General features: G+C 61.5%; 24 protein-coding genes. 8 read left to right on the forward strand and 16 right to left on the reverse strand.

Annotation, left to right across the window (positions count from 1 at the left end):
• Positions 1–25 precede the first annotated feature (25 nt).
• A complete protein-coding gene (locus IPK17_RS27805; protein ID WP_343420953.1) occupies positions 26–394 on the forward strand; it encodes a response regulator in 369 nt (122 codons plus the stop codon).
• 19 nt (positions 395–413) lie between these two features.
• Positions 414–818 carry a chemotaxis protein CheW gene (locus tag IPK17_RS27810; RefSeq protein WP_343420954.1) on the forward strand — a complete coding sequence of 135 codons (405 nt, stop codon included), beginning with the start codon at positions 414–416 and terminating at the stop codon, positions 816–818.
• 63 nt (positions 819–881) lie between these two features.
• Here IPK17_RS27810 and IPK17_RS27815 read toward each other — a convergent pair whose 3' ends face one another.
• The 16 genes from IPK17_RS27815 to IPK17_RS27890 form a co-directional block, all read right to left on the reverse strand.
• Positions 882–1,094 carry a cold-shock protein gene (locus IPK17_RS27815; protein ID WP_343420955.1) on the reverse strand — a complete coding sequence of 71 codons (213 nt, stop codon included), beginning with the start codon at positions 1,092–1,094 and terminating at the stop codon, positions 882–884.
• Between the two features lie 389 nt (positions 1,095–1,483).
• On the reverse strand, positions 1,484–3,013 hold the full coding sequence (locus IPK17_RS27820) for a carboxypeptidase M32 (protein WP_343420956.1): 1,530 nt from the start codon (positions 3,011–3,013) through the stop codon (positions 1,484–1,486).
• A gap of 283 nt (positions 3,014–3,296) precedes the next feature.
• Positions 3,297–4,079: an SDR family oxidoreductase gene (locus IPK17_RS27825; protein ID WP_343420957.1), complete on the reverse strand. Its 783-nt coding sequence runs from the start codon at positions 4,077–4,079 to the stop codon at positions 3,297–3,299.
• Positions 4,080–4,132: 53 nt separating this feature from the next.
• Positions 4,133–5,155, reverse strand: coding sequence for a dihydrodipicolinate synthase family protein (locus tag IPK17_RS27830; RefSeq protein WP_343420958.1), 1,023 nt, complete (start codon positions 5,153–5,155; stop codon positions 4,133–4,135).
• A gap of 13 nt (positions 5,156–5,168) precedes the next feature.
• A complete protein-coding gene (locus IPK17_RS27835) occupies positions 5,169–6,389 on the reverse strand; it encodes an MFS transporter (protein ID WP_343420959.1) in 1,221 nt (406 codons plus the stop codon).
• A gap of 18 nt (positions 6,390–6,407) precedes the next feature.
• Positions 6,408–7,652, reverse strand: a complete 1,245-nt coding sequence (locus tag IPK17_RS27840) for an amidohydrolase family protein (protein WP_343420960.1) — start codon at positions 7,650–7,652, stop codon at positions 6,408–6,410.
• 14 nt (positions 7,653–7,666) lie between these two features.
• The gene (locus tag IPK17_RS27845; RefSeq protein ID WP_343420961.1) at positions 7,667–8,809 is read right to left on the reverse strand and encodes a M24 family metallopeptidase; all 1,143 of its coding nucleotides are present in this window, start codon (positions 8,807–8,809) and stop codon (positions 7,667–7,669) included.
• A complete protein-coding gene (locus tag IPK17_RS27850) occupies positions 8,806–10,509 on the reverse strand; it encodes a M14 family metallopeptidase (RefSeq protein ID WP_343420962.1) in 1,704 nt (567 codons plus the stop codon). Before IPK17_RS27850 ends, IPK17_RS27845 begins: the two co-directional genes overlap by 4 nt.
• Before the next feature lie 3 nt (positions 10,510–10,512).
• Positions 10,513–11,916 carry a dihydroorotase gene (locus IPK17_RS27855; RefSeq protein WP_343420963.1) on the reverse strand — a complete coding sequence of 468 codons (1,404 nt, stop codon included), beginning with the start codon at positions 11,914–11,916 and terminating at the stop codon, positions 10,513–10,515.
• A 5-nt stretch (positions 11,917–11,921) separates the two neighbouring features.
• The gene (locus IPK17_RS27860) at positions 11,922–13,073 is read right to left on the reverse strand and encodes a M20 family metallopeptidase (RefSeq protein WP_343420964.1); all 1,152 of its coding nucleotides are present in this window, start codon (positions 13,071–13,073) and stop codon (positions 11,922–11,924) included.
• 8 nt (positions 13,074–13,081) lie between these two features.
• Entirely contained in the window at positions 13,082–14,269 is a 1,188-nt protein-coding gene (locus IPK17_RS27865) for a pyridoxal phosphate-dependent aminotransferase (protein WP_343420965.1), read from the reverse strand.
• Positions 14,270–14,971: a pyridoxal phosphate-dependent aminotransferase family protein gene (locus tag IPK17_RS27870; RefSeq protein WP_343420966.1), complete on the reverse strand. Its 702-nt coding sequence runs from the start codon at positions 14,969–14,971 to the stop codon at positions 14,270–14,272.
• Complete coding sequence (locus tag IPK17_RS27875; RefSeq protein ID WP_343420967.1) at positions 14,968–16,038, reverse strand: Ldh family oxidoreductase; 1,071 nt, start codon at positions 16,036–16,038, stop codon at positions 14,968–14,970. The genes IPK17_RS27870 and IPK17_RS27875 overlap by 4 nt, the downstream gene beginning before the upstream one ends.
• 2 nt (positions 16,039–16,040) lie before the next feature.
• Positions 16,041–16,511 carry a VOC family protein gene (locus IPK17_RS27880; protein WP_343420968.1) on the reverse strand — a complete coding sequence of 157 codons (471 nt, stop codon included), beginning with the start codon at positions 16,509–16,511 and terminating at the stop codon, positions 16,041–16,043.
• Between the two features lie 7 nt (positions 16,512–16,518).
• The gene (locus tag IPK17_RS27885; RefSeq protein WP_343420969.1) at positions 16,519–17,400 is read right to left on the reverse strand and encodes a DUF4438 family protein; all 882 of its coding nucleotides are present in this window, start codon (positions 17,398–17,400) and stop codon (positions 16,519–16,521) included.
• Positions 17,397–18,260: a DUF4438 domain-containing protein gene (locus tag IPK17_RS27890; protein WP_343420970.1), complete on the reverse strand. Its 864-nt coding sequence runs from the start codon at positions 18,258–18,260 to the stop codon at positions 17,397–17,399. The genes IPK17_RS27885 and IPK17_RS27890 overlap by 4 nt, the downstream gene beginning before the upstream one ends.
• Positions 18,261–18,427: 167 nt before the next feature.
• Here IPK17_RS27890 and IPK17_RS27895 point away from each other — a divergent pair, with 167 nt between their 5' ends.
• From IPK17_RS27895 to IPK17_RS27920, 6 genes are all read left to right on the forward strand, one after another.
• Positions 18,428–19,120, forward strand: coding sequence for a GntR family transcriptional regulator (locus tag IPK17_RS27895; RefSeq protein WP_343420971.1), 693 nt, complete (start codon positions 18,428–18,430; stop codon positions 19,118–19,120).
• On the forward strand, positions 19,117–20,046 hold the full coding sequence (locus tag IPK17_RS27900; RefSeq protein WP_343420972.1) for an NAD-dependent epimerase/dehydratase family protein: 930 nt from the start codon (positions 19,117–19,119) through the stop codon (positions 20,044–20,046). Before IPK17_RS27895 ends, IPK17_RS27900 begins: the two co-directional genes overlap by 4 nt.
• Complete coding sequence (locus tag IPK17_RS27905) at positions 20,043–21,119, forward strand: Gfo/Idh/MocA family protein (RefSeq protein ID WP_343420973.1); 1,077 nt, start codon at positions 20,043–20,045, stop codon at positions 21,117–21,119. The genes IPK17_RS27900 and IPK17_RS27905 overlap by 4 nt, the downstream gene beginning before the upstream one ends.
• Before the next feature lie 61 nt (positions 21,120–21,180).
• Positions 21,181–22,755 (forward strand): ABC transporter substrate-binding protein, encoded by a 1,575-nt coding sequence (locus IPK17_RS27910; protein WP_343420974.1) that lies wholly within the window; start codon positions 21,181–21,183, stop codon positions 22,753–22,755.
• A gap of 64 nt (positions 22,756–22,819) precedes the next feature.
• The gene (locus IPK17_RS27915) at positions 22,820–23,797 is read left to right on the forward strand and encodes an ABC transporter permease (RefSeq protein ID WP_343420975.1); all 978 of its coding nucleotides are present in this window, start codon (positions 22,820–22,822) and stop codon (positions 23,795–23,797) included.
• Between the two features lie 10 nt (positions 23,798–23,807).
• Positions 23,808–24,752, forward strand: coding sequence for an ABC transporter permease (locus IPK17_RS27920; protein ID WP_343420976.1), 945 nt, complete (start codon positions 23,808–23,810; stop codon positions 24,750–24,752).
• Positions 24,753–24,774: the final 22 nt, after the last annotated feature.

Here is a 24,774-nt window from a genome sequence, read left to right on the forward strand (position 1 = left end):
TTGTATGTCCGAGCAACCGAGTCCTATGGTTGTCCTGATCGAAGATAGTCATACGCAGGCGCTGCAAATTGCGGCGCATCTCACCCAACGCGATATGCGCGTCATGGTGGCGGAAGATGGCCCACAGGGTTTGCGTCTGGTCACCGGCATGATGCCGGACGTGATCCTGCTGGACCTGTACCTGCCGACGATGGATGGCTTTCAGGTCTGCCGCCGCTTAAAGCGCGACCCGGAAACGGCCAACATTCCGATCATCATGCTCACGTCGGCGGACAATGAGGACGACAAAGCGCGCGGCCTCGAATATGGAGCGTCCGCTTTCATCACCAAAGATGAGTATGCCATTGAGTCGCTGATGGATGCTCTGACGTATCTGCACATTCTGGCGGGCTGACCCGCGAAAGGCGCTGAGGATGTTCGCTTGCTTACGTTTTCGTCTGAGCCGCGAGTGGTATGCGCTGCCCGTCGAGCATGTGATCGAAGTCGTGTCACTGGTCGCGATCACGCCGCTGCCAGAAGCCGAGCCGCACCAGCTCGGCGCGATCACCGTGCGCGGGCAAACCGTAACGGTCATCGACCTGCGGCCGCTGCTCGGTCACACTCAACATCCGCTCAAACTGACGACCCCGCTCATCATTTTGCGCATGGATGGGGGTGCGCCAATCGCCGTACTGGTCGACGAAGTGGATAATGTGGTCGACCTACCTAACGAGCTGGAAGTCCCGGCCAATATCAGCCGTCTGCTCGCCGGGATCACCCGCTACGATGAAAGCGTGCATCTCGTGCTCAACGTCGACATGCTGGCGGGTGTCGCCTAGGCAAACAAAAACCCGCCTCCCAGTGGGGAGGCGGGTTCTCGGTTGTAACTTGCAGAGAAGTGGTTAGCGAATGACCTTGACGGCGCTCGCCTGCTTGCCCTTCTTGCCATCGGTGATTTCGAATTCCACCTTGGCGCCTTCATCGAGCGAGCGGAAGCCGCTGCCCTGAATTTCCGAATAGTGGACGAAGAGATCCGCGCCGGTTTCCGGGGTGATGAAGCCGTAGCCTTTTTCACCGTTAAACCACTTGACTGTACCCGTTACACGATTAGCCATGTTATTCGCTCCTGAATAATTGGGTTTTGCCATTGCCTACTGTACATACATCCCAGTTATTGCAGGAAGCTTACGCAGTACTTGCCGAGAACACAGAGGGTTTTTGAAGTAATCAGTTCTGATTTCTCTTTTGAGGCATGATGGGTGCCTAACCACAGCACCGATGTGGCGAAGACTCAACTGTCTTTCTTTTCCACATTGCTCAATAACTATAACATAGTCCGTGTCATTAGTCGAGTCCCATTTCCCCCAGATTTAGGGGTGGCTGACTCTCCATCACTATGAAGCCAGGCCATTTCCCTGGTACCTCTAGGATAGAGTAGGCGCTCATGGGCGGTGCGAGCCCTCATGTTTGAGGGCTCACACCGAACTGACACTCTGAGACCAATTTACAGCTTATACAAATCCGTGAATTTGGCCGTGAGATAGGCGAGATACGGCTCAACCGTCAGATCGTGCCCGGTGCTGCGCACGAGCAGTTCACTCGCCGAATACGCGCGCCCGTGACGATAAATGTTCTCGGTCAGCCAGCCGAGCAGCGGCTGATAATTGCCGCTCGCCAATGCCGCGTCCAAGCCGGGCGTGTCGCGCTGTGCCGCCGCGAGGAACTGCGCCGACATCACGTTACCGACCGTGTAGCCGGGGAACGAGCCGAAGCCGCCGCCCGACCAATGAATATCCTGCAGCACGCCCTTCGAATCATTGGGTGGCGTCACGCCGAGATATTCCTGCATCTTGGCGTTCCAAACTTCCGGCAGATCCTTAACCTGAATGCTGCCTTCCAGCAGGCCGAGTTCGATCTCCACGCGCAGCATGATGTGCAGGTTGTAGGTGACTTCGTCGGCTTCCACGCGGATCAAACTGGGGCGCACCCGGTTGACCGAGCGATACAGCAGGTCAGGGGTCGCGCCCGCCATCTGTTCGGGGAAAATTTCGCGCAGACGTTCAAAGTGGACTTCCCAGAATTCGCGACTGCGCCCGATTTGATTTTCCCACAGACGCGACTGCGATTCGTGCGCACCATAGCTCGTCCCGCCGACCGGGTACTTACCCAGAAAGTCGATGGTGAGCGGAGTGCGCGTCAGTTCCGGATCGACGCCCTGTTCATAGAGCGCGTGCCCGGTCTCGTGCAGCGTGCCGTAGAGTGCCATCGGCAGATACTTCGCGTTGTAGCGCGTGGTGATGCGCACATCCTGCCGCGTGAACGAGATTTCGAACGGATGCGGCGCGATATCCAAGCGCCCTCGGTTCAGGTCATAGCCGAACTGCTGCGCGACTTCCAGCGCGAAAATCTTCTGCTTATCGACCGGGTAGTCGTGCTGCCAGAGGTCGCGTTCCAGCGGCTTGTCATTCGCGACGATTTTGCCGAGCAGCGGCAGTAAGCCAGCCTTCAAAGCGTTGAACAACGTGCGGAGCTTGGCCGCATTCATGCTCGGCTCGTACTCGAAGACCAGCGCATCGAACGGGTGATCCTGATAGCCGACCGCGTCTGCCTGCCGCTTCGCCAGATCGAGTTGCTTCTGCAGGTACGGCGCGAAGCTGGCGAAGTCGTTGTTCTGCTTCGCCGCCGCCCACACGCCTTCGCTGACCGGTTCGAGCGCAGCCTTATCGCTCACGAGATCAAGCGGAATGCGCCGAATGATGTCGAAGTACTGGCGCGTCTGCTGCACGGCGCGCACGGGATACGAGTCGGGATCTGCGCCCGCGAGTTCGCGTTCCGCCGCGTCGAGCAAGCGCGCGGTCTGGTCGCTGACGAAGTGTTCCTGTGCCACGCGCGTGAGCGTCGCCAGTTGATAGCCACGCGTCTCCGCGCCGCCGGGCGGCATCTGCGTGCGCGCATCCCATTTGAGGATCGAAATCGCGTTGAGGATGTCGCTCAACTCGGCAATATGGGTGAGAAAAATCTGGTAAGCCGTCATTGTTTGTCCTTTGGAGTGATCAGTTGACAGTTCACAGTTCACAGTGAAAGCTATCGCTGTGGCACACTGGTAGGTGGGAGCAGGCATAAGCGTGTTGGAAAAGGTCAGATTCCGACCCCACCCCCGACCCCTCCCCGAATTCAGGGAGCGCGTTCCTCCCCTCTCCCCGCTGCGGGGAGGGTTGGTGAGGGTTTTCAACACATTCGTACCTTGCCCCTACCTTCCACGATTACTCACCATCCTGTACTTACTGTGAACTGATAACTGTAAACTCATAGCTTCTTTACACTGAACGCATCATGCCGCCGTCGACGCGGAGGCTCGCCCCGGTGATGTACGACGCCGCGGGCGACAGCAGATAGGCCGCCGCGCTCCCGAACTCGTCAATGCTGCCCAGCCGCCCGAACGGAATCTTGGTCAGGCTGCGCGCCCGCGCTTCTTCAAACGTGATGCCCCCGCGCGTCGCCGCCGCTTGATCGAGCTGCGCGACGCGATCCGTATCAATGCGCCCGGGGATGATGTTGTTGACGCGGATGCCGCTGCTTGCCAGTTCATCCGCCAGCGTCTTGACGATGCCGACTACCGCCATGCGCATCGCCGTGGACAGCACGAGGCGCTCAATCGGCTCCTGCACCGACGACGAGGTGATCGTGAGGATCGCCGCGCCCGCGTTCAGGTGCGGAATGGCGGTGCGGATCATCCGGACGGCGCTCATCACCGTCAGGTCAAATGCGCCCTGCCACTGCGCATCGCTGATGTCCTTGAACAGCCCGCCGGGAGGGCCACCCGCGTTGACCAGCAGCGCATCGACTTTGCCAAACTGCGCGACCGAACCGTCAATCCACGCCTGCACGTCGGCGGCTTTCGCCACGTCCGCCACAAACCCGATCACGTCCGCGCCTGTTTCCGCGCGCAGCTTCTCCACCGCCGCATCGACGCTCGCCTGATCGCGACTGCAAATCGACACGCGCGCGCCATCGGCCGCCAGCGCCCGCGCCACGCCGTACCCTAACCCTTTGCTCGCGCCGGAGACCAGCGCCACTTTGCCCTTGAGTCCCAAGTCCATGATTCAACTCCTTGCCTGCCCGCTCTGACCCCACCCCCAACCCCTCCCCGAATTCAGGGAGGGGAGCAAACAGCGTTCGCAATCTCTCCCCTCTCCCCGCTTGCGTGGGAGAGGGGTCGGGGGTGAGGGGTAAACACCCAGTAGGCTGATTGATGACCTACGTTACAACACAATCTTTTGCGTCGGGTCGCTGATGCCGACGCGCGCAAACACCCACCCGATCTCATCCAATGTCCCCGGCGAGACGGGCGTGAACGGCGAACGCAGCGCGGATGCGCAATCGCGCCCCGGCGGTAAAGCATTTCCTTGCGAATCGTCAGGTTGATGATCGGCTGGTTCTCGTAGCGGATGAGCGGCAGATAGCGGTCGAAGATCGCTTCGGCCTCGGCCATGCGCCCAGCCTTGAACGCCTCATACACCGCGACCAGCACTTCGCTGAAGGCGAAACCGGTCATTGTGCCGGATGCGCCGCGCCGCAGTTCTTCGAGCAGGAACATGCCGCCCAGTCCGCCGAAAATCTCAAACTGGTCGGTCAGCGCACGAATCGCGCCGATCTTCTCCATCAGCGGTGGGTCTTCCAGCTTGAGGTAGCGCGCGTTTGGAATGGTCTCCGCCAGACGGGCGAGCATCGGCGCAGACATGATCACGTCGTTGACCGGGGGGAAGTCCTGCACCACAATCGCCCCGCTGACCTGCTCAGCAACGCGGCTGTACAGTGCGATGATGTCGTCGTCGCTCGCGCCCGGCATGCGCGGCGGCGCGATCATCACGCCGCTCGCCCCGGCGGCGAACGCCGACTGGCTCAGTTCGATGCACGTTTCGATCTTGGCGTGGCTCGTGCCGACGACGACCGGAACACGCCCGTTGACCGTGCTCATCACCGTCTCCATGACGAGCTGGCGCTCCTCGACCGTGAGTTTGGCCGCTTCGCCGAGTACGCCGAGAATCGTCAGCCCGTACACGCCTTTATCGAGCTGGAATTCGACCAAGCGCCGTAGACTCGCCACATCGACCGCCAGACTCGCATCGAACGGCGTCGCGAGAATGTTAAAAATACCTGTGATTGCTCCCGTCATGGGGTCATGTCCTTTAGTCTAGTGCCGACTGCATGGAGGGGATCATGCGCGGTTTGCGGAAAATTGCCAGTACGCCGAGGCCCGTCAGCAGCACCGTCACGGCGACGAGCTGCATGATCGCGCCATAGCCGATGGTGACTTGGAGCGTGCCGCTCAGCGCGGTCGACGTGAACCAGCCGATATTCCACAGCAAAATACTCACGCCGATGGCGTTATTGTGCAGTTCCGTCGGCAGGCTGTCCAAGAGCAGCGGCTGGTAGAGCGGTTGGTTGACATTGCGAAAACCGATCCCGATGAAGAATGCGACCACCGCCAAGGGCAGCGCCGCCGCCAGACCGAGCACGAAGAAGCCGACCGAGGCCACCGCCATCGTGATCGCCAGCGCGCGCGCCCGCCCGAACTGCCGTTCCCAGAACGGGTTGAACGCCGGAATCAGCGCCATGCCCATCCAGCCGATGCTGATCACCGTCCCAACCATGTCATCCGACAGGTTAAACTGCGTGCGAAAGAACAGGTTGTAGAACGGGAAGGTCAGCCCACCGGAAAAGCCGAACAGCAGCATGGGCAGCGACAAGAACGCGAGATAACCCCACGTTCGCCGCTGTTCGGTTCCGGAGAGCGGGGCTACCCGCCGAGCCGGGATCGCGTCCGTACGGATGAGGCTGAAAGGGATGATGCACAGCGCCGTGATCGCGGTGGCAATCAGCAGTGTGACGCCGTACGCGTGCGTCGACTGCGGTTGGAGCGGATCGATCCATGCCGGAATGTGCCCGCCGATCAGGTTGCCGAGCGAGGCCGCCGCCAGCGTCATCACGTTGTTATACGCGAAAAAGCGCGTGCGTTCGTCCTTGGGGACGAGCGTCATCATGAGCGGCGCCGACGCGATCTGCTGCGCGCCGTACACAAAGCCGAGCAAGAAGCGGCTGAACGCGACCATCGCCAACTGCGGCACGAGAATTGGCAGCAGCATGGCGATCAGGATGCCGTAGTTCGCCAGCGCAATCGTGCGGCGGCTGCCAATGCGATTGGCGATCAGACTGATGGGGAGGCTGGTCACGAAGCCCGCCAGCCGGGACAACGACTGTAACGCACTGATGGTCTGCGTGTCGTAGCCCAGGCTGACGAAATAGAAGTTGAGGATCACATCGGCAATGCCAAATAAGCCGATGTGGAAGATCGAACCGTACAGCAAAAACCAGAGCGTGCCGCGCCGCTCTGCCAACAATTTGAGCATGAATCGCCTATGTGTGCTTTAGTTGCCGACGCCGATCATCTGCTTGCCGGCAATGTAGGTCGCTTGCACGCGTTCCAGCGCATCGAGATCCGCCAACGGATTGCCGTCGATCACGATCAGGTCGGCGTCTTTGCCCGCTTCCAGCGTGCCGATCTTGCTGTCCAGCTGGCTGATGCGGGCGGCGACGATGGTTGCGCTGCGCAGTGCCGCGTAATTATCCGTCACCACGCCAATTTTCACCATGAATTTGAGTTCCGGCGCGACGATTTCGTGACCGACCGCCGGGCTGCCCGCGTCCGTGCCAAAGGCAATCGGCACGCCCGCCTTCGCCGCATTGACCAAACCCGTGTAGCGGGACGGATTGGCAACCGCCTTCTTGCGCTCTTCGATCTTCCATTCCGGAATGTTGAACTTGCGCGCGACTTCTTCATTGGCCTGCATGACCAGCGGCGCGAAGGTCGTCACAATCGGAATTTTCTTGTCGACTAGGATTTGAATCGTGTCGTCGGTCATCGAACCGCCGTGCTCCACGCAGTCCACGCCGAACTGCGCGACGCGGTTGATGCAGTCGTTATAGGTGGCGTGCGCCGTGATCGGGAGGCCGTTGCGGTGCGACTCGTCGATGACCGCTTCCAATTCGGCGTCCGTGAATTCCAGCGTGTCGTGGCATGCCATGATCTTGATGAGATCCGCGCCGCCGCGCACCTGTTCGCGCACCGCACGGCGCATTTCGTCCGCGCCGCTGGCTTCGCGGCAGCACCAATAGGTGTGCCCACCCGTCTGGATGATCGCTTCGCCGCAGATCAGCAAACGCGGGCCGGGGAAGATCCCCTGTTCAATCGCCTGCTTGGCGAAGAAGTTGGCCTTATTCATGCCGAGATCACGCACGAGCGTGACGCCTGCCCGCAGATTCTTGAGCATGTTCGACGCCGACTTGTAAGCGCTGATTTCGACTGCATCGTCCATCGACTGGCGCGCGAGGTCGTGCACGCCGTCCCACGCGAGGTGCGCGTGCGAGTTGATCATGCCCGGCATGATCGTCATTCCCGTGCAGTCGATTTGTTGGGCGTCGGTGCTGCCGAGGTCGCTCATCGCGCCGACCGCCTTGATTTTGCCATTCTCAATTTCGACAAACCCGGATTCGATGACCTGATCACCCACCATCGTCAGCACGCGCGCGTTGACGAACACGCGGCGCACCACGGGCAAATCGAACATGGGACGAATGATTTTCTGATACCGCCAGGCTGCTGGTTCGGGCATGAGTACGTTCCTTTCTAAAGCGTCAGTATCCGGGTTTCCGGCGGATTTTCGGCTAAAAAGCGGCTCGGCACGCTGGCCGCGCCGTCGGTGACAATCATGGTGTTGATCGTGCGGTAACCATCGATGCCGGGGCGGTAAATCCCCGGCTCGTTGGAAAAGACCATCTTCGGCACGAGCGGCGTCTCGTCGCCGGGGGCGAGCCACGGGGCTTCGTGCCCTTGCAAGCCCATGCCGTGACCAATGCGATGCCGGATCGCGTCCCCCAGACCATATTCCTTGAGCACGTTGAGCGCCGCGGTGTTGACCTGCGCGCAGGTATTACCCGGGCGCAGCGTATCGACCCCGGCGGCGTCGCAGTCACGTGCCGCCTGCAGGCAGCGCATTTGATCGCCGACGGGTTCGCCGACGATGAACGTCGCGCCGCTCTCCGCGTGATAGCCGCCGACCATCGCGCCAATCCCCGCGATCAGCGTTTCGCCGCGCTGGGGTGGTCGGTGCATCGGCGAACCATGCGGGAGCGCCGCGCGTTCGCCGCTGTGCACCGTGCCGACGACTGAGCCGCCGTACAGGTTGAAGATTTCGCCCACTTCGGCCTGCATCTTCGCGCGGGTGTTCTTCAGGCACATGGCGAGGATGTCGAGTTCGGTACCGCCGCCGCGGATGATGTCGGATGAATAGTCGCGCACCTGCTCAAGGCAGTAATCGGCATAGCGCGCCGCCAGTTCGACCAGTTCGATCTCGGCGGGGTCTTTCACCCAGCGCAGTTTGTCGACTAGTCGCGAACGGGTCACGCCCGCAGGCAGCGCGCGATCCAGGTCCTGCGGAAAGCGATCCAGCCCCAAACGCTGGCAGCCTGCCTCGCGGATCATCCATTCGACGGCATGTTCTTCGCCGGGGTACTCGAAATACGTGCGGATGTCGCCGATCCACGTGGACGCGGCGTTTTCCTGTTCGAGCAGCGGCACGAGCAGCACCGGATCGGCACTTTTGCGAATCAGCAGCCCCATCGGGCGCTCACTCGGCGTGTGGAAGAAGCCGGACGCGTAGATCACGTTATACACGTCGAGCAGCAGCACACCGTCGAGACCTTCAGCCTCCAGCGACGCCTGAATCTGCGCGACTTTGCCGCGGTAAAAGCTCTCGCTCAAGCCTTTCATGGCAGTGTTACCTCATGGGTGTGCGTGCCCGCCCGCTGCGCCGCCGCGCTGATCGTGACCGTCGTGCCCACTGGAGCGCGCACCAGCCATTCGGCTTTCTTCGCCGTCTGTGACCACTGGCGCATCCACGGCGACCACGGCGCTTTGCGTTCGTCGCGCCCCGCCAGATGGCCGAGATCCTGCGTTGGTTCGCCCATGAGCACTTCGGCGTCGCCGGTCAACGCCACGCTGACGCTGCCCGCGAAATGGTTCTTGAGCGCGATCTGCGTCAGGTGCGTGGGCAGGTAGCCTTCGTTCTTGACGATGGCCGTGACTTTATACAAATCCGCGCCCAAGGCCTGCGCTTCAACACTCTGGATGCGCAGCAGCGGCGCGCACGCCGCATGCCGCAGCGTGAATAGACAGTTGTTGTGGATCGTCTCGTGTAGGAAGCCGCGCGCCTTCTCGGTCACGGCGAACGAGCGCGGCGGCGGGTTGCGGAAGGTGTACATGTGCGTCCACCCGCCGATCTCGATCTGCCCTAACTGCGGGTGATCGAACGATTGCCACTCGACAAAGCCTTTGCCGCCGAGATGTTCGTCGTTGTACTTCAGCAGCTTGAGTTCGTCTTCGGTCGAACGCGCGCGCACCTGATACTTGGCGGGGTCGGCGATGCCCGCGGCCAATTCGGGATTCCACAGCTCAGTCGAAAACGTGATGATGCCCATTTCGTCATACGTCCACTGCATGATCGACCCGGTGCGCGGTTCGCTCGGGTCGGGCGTGAACTCTTCATAGACTGAAATCGTCGGGTAGCCCGTGATCGAAGTCGCCATCGCGCCAATCGTCTTGTACACAGCGAGATCGAAGCGCGGGATGGTGTTGTCCGGCGCGACCAGCGATGGGCGCAAATGCAGACCGCCGTGCGTATGGTAGCACTGCATCCCGGTGATGTTCGGGTGGTCGAGGATGAACTTGGCCGTCGCCAGCGCTTCCGGTTCGTCGAGCGCGTACTCGCCCGCGCCATATTGCAGCTTGCCGGAGATCCAGCCCGCCGGGAAATTGCGGTTCATGTTCCCATCGCGCGGCTTCTCGATCTCGATGCTGACGCCGTCCCAATCGCCTTTGATCAAGCCCTCGCGTAACAGGCGGTAATACTCCCCGCCGACCTCGCCCGGTTCGCGCAGAATCATCAGGCGCGGGTCGTCCGGCGAAATCTTCCATTCGCCCGCCGGGTCGGGGACACGCATTTGCACAATCAGCCCATCGCCGTTGATGTCCTGCTGACACAGGCCGCGTGTCTGTTCGTCGCCGGGCAGGTAGCGCCCATTGCCGCACCAGTGATGCCCGGTCGTCAGGCTAATCTCCGCGCCGTCGGGGTTGATGCGTGGCAGGATGTAGAACGTCAGGTTGTCGAGCAGCCACGTCACCTGCGCATCGCTGCCGTAATTACTCAGCAGATACCAGATCGTGTACAGCGCCGTGTGGCTGGTCGCGACTTCTTCGGCGTGGATGTGCGCGTCAATGTAGAAGCCGGGCTTGCTGGCATGATCGCCCGTTGCGCTGTTGGTGAGAGTCATCGCCCACACGTCGCGCCCCTGCCAGCTTTGACCCAGTGATTCGAGGCTGCTCAACTCGGGATACGCCGCCGCCAAACCCTGCAAATGCTGCGTCACGTCGTCGTAAAGGAAGTATTCCCCAAAATCCATTGCATAACGCATCGACTAGAATCCTTTGTCTACGTTGGCGGCGACCGGACGCACAAACTTACCCCACCCCGGTTCGCCGATCACCTGCCCATCGACGAACACGGTTTTGCCGCCGACGATCGTCCGCCGCACATTGCCCTGAAACGTGCGCCCCTCATACAGCTTGTCGCACGCCTTCGCCTGACTGAAGAGCATGTCTGGCGAAATGGTCGTCGTCTGCTGTGGGTCATACAAGACAATGTCGGCGTCTGCGCCCACGGCAATCGTCCCCTTGTGCGGGTAGATGCCGAACCGTTTCGCGCCGTTCGTGCTGATCAGTCGCACCGCCTTTTCGAGGGGCAGGCGTCCGGTCAGCGCGGCGTCCATCATCCCGAGCACCAGTTCTTCGACGCCCGGAGCGCCCGGCGGCGTCCGCCAGATGTCCGTGCGCGCGCGTTCCTTCTCTTCGACTGTAAATGGCGAATGATCGGTGGTGACGGCCATGAGCGTATCATCGTGCAACCCGCCCCACAGCGCCTCAACATCCGCCTGCTTACGCAGCGGCGGGTTGATCTTGGCGTACGGGCCAACCCGCCCGAGGTCCTCTTCGGTGAAGAACAAGTAGTGCGGGCAGGTCTCCGCGCTGGCCGTTGAACCTGTGCGCTTGAAGCGGCGGAAGACTTCCAGCGCCTCTTTGGAGCTCAGGTGCGCGATGTGCAAATTCATGCCGACGCTCTCATTGAGCGTGAGCAGCGTCGCAATCGCCAGCGCTTCGACGTGCGGCGGGCGGGATTCACCATGCGCGAAAATGTCATTGCGGTTGGCGGCTTTGAGCTGCGCCGTGTGCCATTCCAGCAGCACGTTGTCTTCGGGGTGCACCGTGCAGACCAGCCCGGTCTCTGCGACCAGCTTCATCGCCTGATACAGCCCATCGACGCTCGGCAGGCACAAGCCTTCGAATTCGTCATTGCGGCCCGCGGGCGCACCTGTCATGAAGATCTTCCACGCAATCGCGCCTTCCGCGACCATGTCGGCGATCTCGTCCCGGTCGAGCAGACCCGGCGCGCCGTACAGCGCGAAGTTCACGTAAGCATTCGCCTCGCCCAGCGCTTTTCGCGCGCGGAAAATATCGCCGGTCGCGCAGCAGGGCTTGGAGATCGGCATTTCGAAAATCGTGGTCACGCCGCCCGCCGCCGCTGCCCGCGTTTCGGTCGCAAAATCGCCGCGTTCCGGGTAGGCCGGGGCGCGGCAGTGAAAGTGAATGTCAATTGCGCCGGGGATGACGTACTGCCCCGCCGCATCAATGATTTCAGCGCTCTCAAACGGCGTGCCGTGTGAGAACAAAGCTGCGATCTGACCGTCGTTGAGAGCAATGTCAACGGCTTCGATCCCGCGTTCGGTGACAACCATCCCGTTGGTGATGACGGTTTCAAATCTCATGGGCATTATCCATGAAACAGTGTCCGGTCAATAAAGGTCTGCAAAATACGCTGCGTCTGTTCGAGTTCAGCAATGTCGACATATTCGTCAAACGCATGCGCCACTTCATAACTGCCAGGGCCAAAGATAATCATTTCGCCACGCGTCGCTCCGGTGAGATGTTTGGCGTCGCTGCCCGGCAAATAGCCGATGGGCTGCGGGTCGATCCCAAGAATCTCGCCCACCACCGCCAGAAACGTCTGCGCGAGCGGGCTATCCACGGTCGAATCGAACCAGTTGGAGGTGAGCCAATCGCCGATGCTGATCTGCGCGGGCGCGACATCGACCGCCGCGATCACGGCCTGCATTTCGCGCTGCACGGCGGCGGGGTCTTCGCCGGGGATCATGCGCCGATCCAGATAGACCGCACATGAGTCTGGCACAGCGTTCGCCGTGCTGCCCCCGTGAATCACGCCGATGTTGCAGGTGGGCACGCCGACCAGCGGATGCACGCGCTCCGCGAGCTGGTGGTGATAGGCTTCCAGCGCCAGCACCGCGCGTGCCATCGCCGTAATCGCGTTGATACCGCGATCCGGGTTGGTCGCATGCACGGACTTGCCCGTCGTGCGCACCGTCGCGCGCATCACGCCTTTGTGCGCGGTCGCCACCCGGTTATGCGTCTGCTCACCCACGATAATGAAATCACACATGGGCAGATGACCGTTATCGGCTAACCAGCGCGTACCTAACCGTCCGCCGACTTCTTCCTCGGCGGCGGCGACCAGCACGAGCGTCCCGCGCAGGCTGTCCCGCGCGGCGGCATTGAGGATCGTCTGCATCATGGCAGCAAGCGGGGCTTTGTCGTCGACGCTGCCCTTGCCATACACACGTCCATCTTTGATGACCGCCGCGTAGGGATCGACGCTCCACTGGCCCGCCTCGTCGGCGGCAATCGGCACAGTGTCGATGTGCGCGTGCAGCATGATCACCGGATCGCCCGAGCCGAGCGTCGCGATGACGCTCACGGCTTCCGGTTTGCTGTCGGGCGCGACCGACACGACCTGACAGCCGACGGCGGCCATCGTCTGAGCGATGAAATCGGCAATCGCGCGGGTGTCTCCCGGCGGATTGGGCGAGGGAATGCGGACGAGCGACTGAAGGAGTTCGATGAGCGTCATGGGCGTGTTTATCCCTGCGCCCGGTAGCGTTCGATGATCGGACGCATACGCGCCAGCGCCTCCGTCAGCAAATCCGTCGACTGCAAGACGCTGATGCGCAGGTAGCCGCCCCAGTTTTCGCCAAACGCGTTACCGGGGAAGATCAATACGCGCCCCTCTTTAAGCAGCAGATAGGCCAATTCGGTGGCGTGAATGCCCGTCGACGAGCTGTTCGTCCACAGGAAGAATGCGCCGCGCGGATCGCTGTAGTCGAGGCCGAGTTCGTTCAGACCGCGCATCATCAATGCTCGCCGTTCCGCGTAGATCCGGTGAAATTCACGGATCGGTTCCTGCGTGCCCGTTTGCGCCGCCAGCGCCGCCCACTGGCTGATCGAGGCCGCTGCGCCCGTGGTCGCCGCTTTGACGCGCGTCATCGCCTGAATGAAGTTGAGCGGTGCGGCGGCATAGCCCACGCGGAAGCCCGTCATCGCATACGTCTTCGAGAAGCCGTTGAGCGTGATCGTGCGTTCAGCCATGCCGGGCAGCGACCCGATGCTGAAGTGCTGCCACCCGTCAAACAGGAACTTTTCGTAGATCTCATCGGAGATCACGATCAGGTTATGGCGGATGGCGATCTCGGCAATGGCGCGCAGGCGGTCTTCGGTAACAATCCCGCTCGTCGGGTTGCTCGGCGTGATGATCAAGATAACTTTGGTCTTCGGGGTAATCGCCGCTTCGATAGCTTCGGGGCGCAGATTGAAGGCGTCTGCGTGTGTCGTCGGCACGAACACCATTTTGCCGCCCGCGCTGGCAATCGCCTCATCATATGAGGTATAGCGCGGGTCGGGCACCAGCACTTCGTCGCCGGGGTCGAGCAGCGTTTGCATGACGAGGTACAAACCCTCTTGCCCACCCGTCGTGACCATGACATTCTCGAATCGAACAGGCAGACCGTTTTCGGCGCGCAGTTTGGCGGCAATGGCCTCGCGCAGCTCCGGCAAGCCCGCGATGGGCGTCGCGCCCATCTTGCCGTCGCGCATGGCCGCTTTCGCCGCCTCGACAATGTGTGCGGGTGTCGCCAGGTCCGGGTCGCCGCGCCCGAGCGCAATCGCGTCCGGGTACAGCGCGGAGAGTTCCATCAGTTTATAGCGGAGCTGTGTGCCATCGGCGGCGACGGCGCGCACGTCTTCGGGAATGTTCGGGTTCGCAATGGCCATTTAGGCTTCCTCCAGACCGAGCGCTGCCCACTGCGACACACTGGTCGTGCAGATGGTCATGCTCTGCTTGTAGGCGCGGAGTTTGTTCGCCGCTTTCGACCCCGCCATCCACCCGACGCGCCACCCGGGGAGCGCCCCCGAAAAACTGCCCACGCTGATCGTCTGCGGGGCGAGTTCAGCGCGCTGCGCGGGGTGAAAGCTCCCGGTCAGCCCGGCAGAGACATCCCATACGATCCACCAATTCTTCGCACCAGCTTGTTCGCAGATCACCGCGACCACCGCGGGATCATCCGCTGGGGTCAGGTAGACGAGGCTGACAGGCGCGGAGGTATCGGTCGTCAGGTCAAGGCCGAGCAGCTGCGCGGCGGCGGTCAACACGGCACCGCTGCCGGCGTGCACAACGCTCGTCCCAGCGGGGGCAAGCTGCTTGAGCGCGACGAAGCGGGCTTCGGTCGCGCCGCAGGTGATGGTCGCCGCGTCCGGGTTGAGTTCCAGCGCGTACTGGCGGTTGAGCGCATTCACGATCTGCGTGCGCAGGGGCAAAATACCGGGGCGGTCGGTGTAATGCGTGTGCCCCGCGTCCAGCGCTTCATACGCTTTGTCGATCACGCCTTCGGGGACGGGCAGTATCACCGTGTTCTCTGTCGGTTCAGGCAAACCGAGCACCCGCTGCGCGAGTGGTCGAGCGAGAGTTGCGCTCATGCCGACACCACCTCACGCGCAAACGGGAAGTCGATATTCAGCTTCTTCGCCAGTTCCGCCAGTTGGTCGAAGATCACCGCGTCCAACCGCGCGCCGTTCTGGCGGTAGTCCTGTTCGCGGCGGTGATCGATTTCACCGGGAACGAGAATTTCGTCGACGCCGGGGCGCTTCTTCGCCGCTTTGATGTCCCCGATGAACGAGTCCATGCGCGCCTTGAACTCCTCAACGGGCATAAACCAGTTGATGTCGATGGCGATCATCAGATGGGAAACATCCTGCTTCGCCGGGTTGCTGTAGGGGACGAGGCCAAAGCCGCCCCCGCCCAACACGCCCGTGAGCACATCGGTCAGCATCGCCAGACCGTAGCCTTTGTACTGCCCAATCCCGAGCAGCGCGCCCTTCATGGCGGCGGCGGGATCGTCGGTTTCTTCGCCGTCAGGGGTCAGTGCCCAGTCGAACGGCATCTTCTTGCCCTCGCGCTGATACCACTGCATCATGCCTTTGCCCGCCGTTGTCAGCGCGATATCCAGCACCACCGGGAAACCTGACCCGCTCGGCGCGGCAATCCCCCACGGATTCGTGCCGACCACGCCGGAGGCCGCGCCCCACGGGGCCATCTCCGGCCCGGCGTTGGTCATCGCCACGCCGATCATGTCCTGTTCGACGGCGAGCCGCGCGGGTACGGCGGATGAACCAAAATGCGTACTGTTGCGCACGACTACCGTACCAATGCCGCTGATCTTCGCCTTTTCAATCGCCAGCAGCATCGATTTCTGCGCTACGACCGAGCCGAGTCCGTTATGTCCATCGACCAGCGCCAGCGCAGGGGACTCTTTGACGATCTCAAAAGGCGCGCCGGGGATGATCCACCCGTTGTTGATGCGTTCGCGGTAAACGGGCAGACGGCGTACCCCCTGCCCCTGTCCCGGCAGCGTGCGCAGTTCGCTTTGCAGCAAGCCGCGCGTGCAGTAGCGGGCCTCGTCTTCCGAAACGCCCATCGCCACAAACGCGCGAAACGTGAAGTCTTCCAGTGCATCGACGGGGACACGTACCAGTGTAATCCCCATCGCTAAATACCCTTTACTGCTTTGTACTCTTCCAATTGTTCGGGCGTATAGACCTGCATCAGTTCCAGTTCAATGCCGCCCGCTTCCTGATCGAGGAATGCGACCCACCCCTCGGGATGCACGTGGCTGCCCTTGACCTTACACGCGCTGCATTCCTTCAGTGTCGCGCCCTGCGCCTGGGCATGAGCCAGCGCTTCATCAATATTCGGCACGGCATAGCAGATGTGGTGCAAACCTTCGTAACCGCGCTCGTTGATCCACTTGTCAAAGCGTCCACCCGCGTCCAGTGACTGGCACAATTGGTATTCCACATCGCCAACCCAGAAGATCGCCACGCGGTTGCGCGACTTCGGGTAATCGTGCACCTGCGCGTCGTGCCCCACGCCGAGATAGTCCTGATACGTCTTGAGCGCGGCGTTGGCGTCGCGCACGGCGAAAGCCATATGCTTGATATATTTGCCTTCGGGCATCATCTCACTCCTAATTATTCAGTGAAAACACATCGCGCAAATTGACGCCGGGGCTGACGACGGGATTTATGCCGCCGCTGGCGCTGGTCATAATGAGCGTGACGCCGGGGCCATAGCCGTTGCGCGGGCTGTCGCCCTGCCCGACCACACCGATCCCCACCGCGCCCCGCAGATAGCCGTGATTCCAACTGCTGTCGTAGTCCGCCAGCGCGACGACATCGCCGAGCCGCAGATTTTCGAGACCCGCTTCCTTAAGGGCTTCTTTGTCTGTGCTCTGGATGTGCAGCGATCCGCCTTCGCTGGTCAAGCCAGCGCCCGCGCCGAGCAGATGCGGCGGCACGACGGCGACGCACGGCACATTCAAGCGGCCATCCGACCCGGTCGTGACTTCGAGACTGTCGAGCAGTTCGGGGGAGCAGCTTTTGAGCATGACATTGGGGTGATCGAGCAGGTCCATGCCGACGCCCTGCGACCGAATGACGATCTTGTCGCCGATCGCCATTTTCTCGCGCGCCGCTTTCTCAAAATGAATGATGACGTGTTCAGAGAAACGTCCGGATTTCCCCGTGACCACACCGCGCGTGCCTTTGGCATCGCCCGTCATGACGATGGCGGCATTGCCCACGCACGCGAGGATGTTCAACCCGCGGTTGCCTGTATCATCTTTGAGCATGATGCTCACGCCGGGGTGGACGTTATCCGCCAGCCAGCCATAGGCCGTATCGCCGACCGACACGTTGTACACGATGCCACCATAAGCCGGCATCAGGTACGGTCGCCCCTGCGAGTCGAGCGAATAGGGCTGCGCGGGCAGGCCGGGAAACGACGGCGACGCGATCTGCCCCATGACCGAGACACACACAATTTTGTCAGCATTGGTTCGGACGCTCATAGTACCTCGCGGATGTTCAAGTAATTGGCAATATTGGCGGCGGGGTCGATGTACCACTCGATGCACGGTTCGGCGCTCGTCATCAGCGTGAGGATGCCGGGACCATGCCCGGTCATGACCGAGTCGCCGTGGATGCACAGCGCAATCGTCACCGCGCCTTTGCGGTAGCCGCGCCCCCAGCGGTGATCGGCGTCGGGGATGACGACGAGATCGCCGAGGCGCATCTGGTCGATGCCGAGTTCCGCCATCAACGCGCGGTCGCCGGACATCAAATCCTGATCGACGTATTCTGAGTTCAATTCTGCGCCCGACCCCATGATGCGGGGCGGCAGTTCCATCGTGACGGGCACGCGCAGCTTGCCGTTGACGACTTCCATGGGGATACCATGAATCAGTTTCGGGCTGCACTTCTTCAGTTCGATCTGCGGAAAGTCGAGGAGCTGCAGGCCGCGCCCGTAGGCTGTGATCTGGATGGCGTCGCCCACGCACAGCAGGTCGTTCGCCTCCGCCGGGAAGTCCACCAGCAGACGCGCATGCTCGCCGGTGACGATCCCTTCCGCGCCTTTGGCGAGGCCAGAGGTTATGTCAGCGCGGTTGCCGATGCAGGTCAGGTAGTGCAGGGCATACTCACCACCGGAGTCCGGGTTGGCAATCGACACACCCGGCTCCACGTGATCGCCTGACCAGCCGAAAGCGGGATCGCCAACGCGAGCGTTATACACTACCCCCGACATCCCGGGGAGCACTCGCCCGACGCCGTTCGTGTCGAGCGTGTAACCCGGGTAGCGCAGGCTCGGCTGACTGACGTTCCCCATCACGGCCATTTCCACAAGCTGTGCTTCGTTGGTTCTTAAGGTCATGGCTTTCTCCAAAAAGTGCGGGTAATTTTCGGGAATTGGACCGTCGTTTACCCAGTTTTCCACGAATTGCTTGACACGTGGTGCTGCATCGCTATAATCCTAAACGTCGACTGTCAATTGTCGACAATCGACAGATTATAGGTAGTCGAGAGATCGTTGTCAAGTCAATGACCCAACCGAACAACCCTCTCCATATTGAAAATAAACCGCTGCGTGAGCGCGTGCTGGATGTCCTGCGCGACGCCATCGTGAGCGGTGAATTCAAGCCGGGCCAACCGCTGGTGGAGATGGATATTGCCGCGCAGTTGGGCATCAGCCGCGCACCGCTGCGCGAGGCGCTGCAGTTCCTCAACCACGAAGGTCTGGTCGAGGTGATGCCCTATCGCGGCACGGTGGTCAAGGCGCTCACGCGCACTGACATCGAGGAACTGTACAGCCTGCGCAGTGCGCTGGAAACATTCGCCTTACAACGCGTCATCGCGCAGAACAACCCGGACAACGCTGCGGAACTGCGCGCGTGTTTCGAAGCGATGCTGGCCGCCGCTCAGGCAGGCGATCTCAAACAGGTTAATGACATCGACCGGCAGTTTCACGACTTGCTGATCGAATTAAGCCAGCACAGTCTGCTGGCGACGACGTGGAACACGGTCTCGCTGCGCGTGCGGCAGGTGATGGCGCTGCGCAACCGCAAGAACCGCGACATCACGCAGATCGCCTACAACCATCTACCGATTATCGAGGCGATTGCCGAAGCGGACGAACCGCTGGCGGTGCGTCTGCTCCAGCAGCACATCTCGTCTTCGGGCGATCTGCTCGCCGAAATGTGGGACGACACCCCACCGGAGGCGGATCAGCCATGACGCGTGTGCTCGTCACCGGGGCGAACGGATTCGTGTGCAGCAACATCGTATTCACGCTGCTCCAGCAGGGTTACAGTGTGGTCGCGGTGGATCGCGCGTTCGACGCAGCACTCGTGGAGGCGTGGACGGGTCAGCCCGTCGAACTCATCACCTCCGACCTGACGCGTCTGCCGGATAGCGCCGTCGATTTCGTCATTCACGGCGCGGCGATCACCGCTGACCCCGCGGATGGCGAAACACCCGCAGATCATTTCCGCGCCAATGTGCTCCCGGCGCTGACCCTGCTCGACTGGGCACACGAACAAGCTGTAAAGCGTGTGATCTTCATCAGTTCGAGCGCGGTGTTTCGGGGCAGCCCGATCAGCGTATTGACCGAAGACACGCCCGTTGCCACCGACGGCCTGCTGTATGCCGTCGAAAAACACAGCGTCGAACTGCTGCTTGCGGCGCTGAAGCAGACCTACGGTCGCGATGTCGTCGCCATCCGCCTTGGGAACATCTATGGCGAGCACGAACACATCCGGGCGACTCGTCCACGTGTCAGTCTGGTCGCCCGACTTATCAATGAGGCGCTGACGACTGGACGGGTGAGCATACCCCGGGCTTCCAGTCCAACCGACTGGACGTATGCTGCTGATGTAGGTAGGGCGCTGAGTCGGTTGCTCGACGTGCCGACCCTGCCGCACGCGCTCTATCACGTCACGTCGGGGCAGGTGCTGACCGCGGTCGACATCCTGACGGCGTTACGCGCGGCTTTACCTGAGGTAACCATCACCGCGGAGCACACACCAGCGGTGCCTTTTCGCGGCTACATGACCCCGGATCGGCTGTTCCGGGATACCGGTTTTAAGCAGTGGACTGATTTTCGGAGCGGCCTGCGCCAGACGGTCGCCTGGTTCAAAGCACAGATGGAGCATTCATCATGACCGTTTTACGGGTGCTGTTGGGCGGACTCGGTGTCCGCGGGCGCTATTGGGCGGAAGTCCTCAAGCGGTCGCCGCGCACCGAAATCGCCGCGTATGCCGACCCGAACCCCGCGGCGATTGAACGCATGGCCGCGCAATATGGCGCGCGTCCGGCGTTCCCGTCGGTCGAAGCCGCGCTCGAAAACATGGCCGATATCGACGCCATTGTGCTGGCGAACCCGCCGATTGGCCGTAAAAGTCAGGTGACGGCGGCGGCGGAACGCCAACTGCCGATGCTCATCGAAAAGCCGCTCGCGCTCGAACTCGAAGAAGCGGCGGAACTCGTCAATATTGCCGAAAGCGCGCACGTTCCGCTCATGGTTGGGTTGAACTTCCGCTACCTCGCGGTGACCCGCGCGGCACTCAAACTGCTCGACGCAGGCACGGTTGGCACGCCGGAATTCGCGCGCTTTACTTATGAGCGCTATCGCGACGGCAACCGCCCCGATCTCAACAAATACCCGCTGACGATGGATCAGCCGATGCTGTGGGAACAGTCGATCCATCACTTTGACCTGCTGCGCTACCTCTACGGCAGCGACCCGGTCACGGTGCAGGCGCGCACGTGGAATCCCTCGTGGAGCATGTACCAGAGCGACGCCAACGTCGCCGCGTTATTCACGCTGGCGAACGGCATGGTCATCAATTATCAGGGCACATGGCAGAGTGGATGGTCGCAGCCGCGCTTTGAATGGCGCACCGACTGCACCAACGGCGTGATCAGCCAGCGCGATCAATTCGGCGACCTGTACTACGCGCAGCACGCCGCCACCGAACTCACCAATGTTCCCCTGCCCCCGCACGAGCTGTGGATCACCGAAACGGAAGGTCTGCTCGCGGCGTTCACGGACACAGTGCTTGATGGTAAACCACTGCAGTGTAGTGGCCGCGACCACGTCATGTCGCTGGCGATGGTTTACGCCTGTGTCCTTTCCAGTAGAGAGGATCGCTGCGTGCAAGATCGACAGCGTCTTGCCTCAAAATTTGGGTGGGTTTTCACAAGTGGATCAAGGGAGGAGCGGAGCATAAATTAGCCGGATCGTCATGACTACTGCAACGCCGCAAACATGTGTTTTAGACAGGAGTAATCCAGTAATGACTCGTACAAGCCGTTTCGGTCTGCTTCTTATGGTTCTGTTGCTCGTCGCGATGCCGCTGGCTGTCCAAGCCCAGACCCCCGACGAGACAACGCTGGTCATCGCCCAAAGCGTCGATGTTGGTTCGCTGGAACCGTCGATTGTCGGTTCGCGCGCGGAATCGAACATTTTCAATCATGTCTTCGGCACGCTGTTCGAAATCACCGAGACCGGGACGCTGTCCCCGTATCTGGCGACGTCGTACAGCATTTCGGAAGACGGCAAAGAATGGACGTTCACCCTCAATGAAGGGCTGACCTGCCATGACGGTGAGGCCCTCACCGCCGAAGATGTCGTCTACACCTTCCAGCGCGCCGCCGACCCCGCCAACGCCTTCACTGGCAACACCGTCGGTTTCGTGTTCCCGTCGGTGGGCTATGTTGATGCCCGCGCCGAAAGCGATCTTGAAGTCACCATCATCACCGACCGCGCCCAGTCGGAACCGCTGCGCCTCGGTCTGCTCTCTGAAGTCTACATTCACTGCAAGGACTACTACAGTGGTCTGACCCTCGAACAGGCCGCGGAAGCCCCCGTCGGCTCCGGCCCGTATCGCTTCGTCGAATGGGTGCGTGACGATTATGTGTTGATCGAAAAGGTGCCGGATTTCGCGCTGCGCTCCGCTGGTTTCGAACAGATTTACTGGCGCGTGATCCCCGAAGCGTCGACCCGCGTTGCTGAACTGATCGCGGGCAACGTCGACATCATCGCCAACGTGCCGCCGGATCAAGCTGCGGCCGTGGATGCCTCCGGCGTCGCCGCGGTTCAGGCCGTGTCCGGTACGCGCCGTATGTACGTCGGCTTCCAGTTCGGTGAAAACTTCGCGGATGCCCCCGGTTACGACGCGATCCAGAACACGGATGTGCGCGTGGCGCTCCAGTACGCAGTGGACGTTCCCACCATCTGCACGACGCTGCTCGGCACGGAATGCGAACGCGCGTCCAGCATGGTCAACCCGCCGAACAACAACCCCAACCTGACCGCGTATCCGTATGACCCGGCGATGGCCGAACAACTGCTCGACGCCGCTGGTTATCCGCGTGGCGAAAACGGCGTGCGCTTCGAAATCACGCTGATGGGTCCGCGTGGCCGTTACCTGAACGATGCGAACGTGGTGCAGGCCATTGGCCAGTACCTGACCGATGTCGGCGTCCAGACCACCGTCGAAATCCTCGACTGGAGCTCGGACTACCTGCCGCGCGTCCGTGAAAAGAATGTCGGCCCGCTGTTCTTCCTCGGCACGGGTGGCGGCACGTGGGCGGCGCTGTACGATATGGCTGACCTCTCCGCGCCGGATGCCGGCACGAACTACACCAACTGGGCCAACGAAGAATGGTTCAGCCTGTGGGACAGCGCGCAGGGCGTCGATCAGGAAACTGAACGCGAACTCGTCAACCAGATGTTGGAAGTCTTCTACAATGATCCGCCGTGGCTGCTGCTGTACTTCCAGCCGGACTTCTACGGCGTGAGCAGCCGCATTGACTGGCAGGCCCGCCGCGACGAACAAATCGTCGTCTACGGCGCGGCGCTCAAGTAACTCGAATTACTCGTAGCAGTCGGGGTGAGTTCAGGCTCACCCCGACCATTTTCTGGATAAACGCATGGGAACCTATATTGCACGGCGGCTGTTACAGTCGGTTGTGGTGTTGCTCGGAGTCACCCTCCTCTCGTTTTTGACCCTCCACCTCGCGGGCGATCCCACGTATCTGTACGTCAGCGAGCGAGCCAGTGAGGAAGAGATCATCCAAACTCGCCAGCTGCTGGGCTTCGACCGTCCCCTGCCCGTCCAGTATTTCGACTTTCTGGGTCGGCTCGTTCAGGGTGACCTCGGCAATTCTCTGCGTGCGCGTAAACCCGCGCTCGGCCTTGTGCTGGAACGCCTGCCCGCCACGCTGGAACTCACGCTGTTCGCGATGATCCTGTCGACGCTGTTGGCTATCCCGATCGGCATCATTTCGGCGACCAAGCGCGGCACGCCGCTCGACGGCGGCATCATGCTGCTCGCCATGTTCGGGCAGTCGGTGCCGGGGTTCTGGTTAGGCATCATGCTCATCTTATCGGTGGGTTTAGGCTTACGCTGGCTGCCCATCTCCGGGCATACGCCTGTTTTCCAACCCGCGCTGAGCGGGGACATCGGCACGGCAGTCGCCAACATCCCGGACGCGATCCTGCATCTGATCATGCCGGGCATCACGGTCGGCGTATTTTCGCTCTCGCGCAATGCCCGCCTCGTCCGTTCGTCGATGCTGGAAGTGCTCTCGCAGGATTACATTCAAACCGCGCGTTCCAAAGGTCTGACCGAACGCCGCGTCATCCTGCGGCACGCCTTCCGCAACGCGCTCATCCCGGTGGTCACGATCCTCGGTCTGGAGTTCGGCTTCCTGTTGAGCGGTGTGGTCGTCGCGGAAACGGTCTTCTCGTGGCCGGGCGTGGGACGGCTCGTCTTTAACGCCATCAACCAGCGCGATATTCCTCTCGTGCAGGCTGCCGTCGTCCTGTTTTCGTTCCTCTTCATCACGCTGAACCTGCTCGTCGATTTGATCTACGCGCAGCTTGATCCGCGCATTCGGTTGAAATAGAGGGGCGAACATGGTACAAAAAATCGAGCAAAACATGAACGCTGCCCCCAACACCCCGCCCGTCGTGAAGATCCGGCGCAGCGAACGCGCCATGGAACTGCGCCGTGCCCGCCTGAGCTTGCTCAAGGCGCGCTGGCCGATTCTCGCGCTCGTCATTTTGATCTTCATGCTGTTCCTCGCGCTGTTCGGGCCGCAGGTCGCCCCTAAAGACCCGAACCGCCAGAACCTGATTCTGCGTCTGCAAGCGCCCATGACTGAAAATGCCGAAGGCGTGGTCGATTTCCCATTGGGGACGGACGCACTTGGTCGCGACCTCTATTCGCGCGTGATCTACGGTGCGCGGGTGTCGCTGTTCGTCGGGCTCACCGCCGTGATTATCGGTGGTTTCATCGGCACGATGGCAGGCATCGTCGGCGGGTACTACGGCGGTCGAGTCGACGACATCATCATGCGCATCGCCGACATTCAACTGGCGTTCCCCTTCATTCTGCTCACGATCATGGTGCTGGTCGTGTTAGGCACCGGCGTCCTCAACCTGATCGTCGTGCTCGGCGTCAGTCAGTGGGTCACCTATGCGCGTATTGCGCGCGCTCAGACCATTGCCCAGCGCGAACGCGAATACGTCGAAGCGGCCCGCAGTGCGGGCGCGCGCGACTGGCACATCATGATGACGACGATCTTCCCGAACATCCTCGCGCCCCTGATCGTCATCGCGTCGTTCAACGTCGCGAGCGTCATTCTTTCAGAAGCGTCACTTTCGTTCCTCGGCCTCGGCGTTCCGCCCACCGTCCCGACGTGGGGCGGCATCCTCGCCGAAAGCCGCGATCAACTGCTCGGCGGCAGTTGGTGGCTCGCCGTCTTCCCCGGCGTAGCGATTATGCTCACGGTGCTGTCGCTCAACATTCTCGGCGACTGGCTGCGCGACTTCCTCGACCCGCGGTTGCGGCGAGGCTAATGGCTCTTGGTCTACACAAAGT

Source organism: Candidatus Flexifilum breve (genome assembly GCF_016713355.1).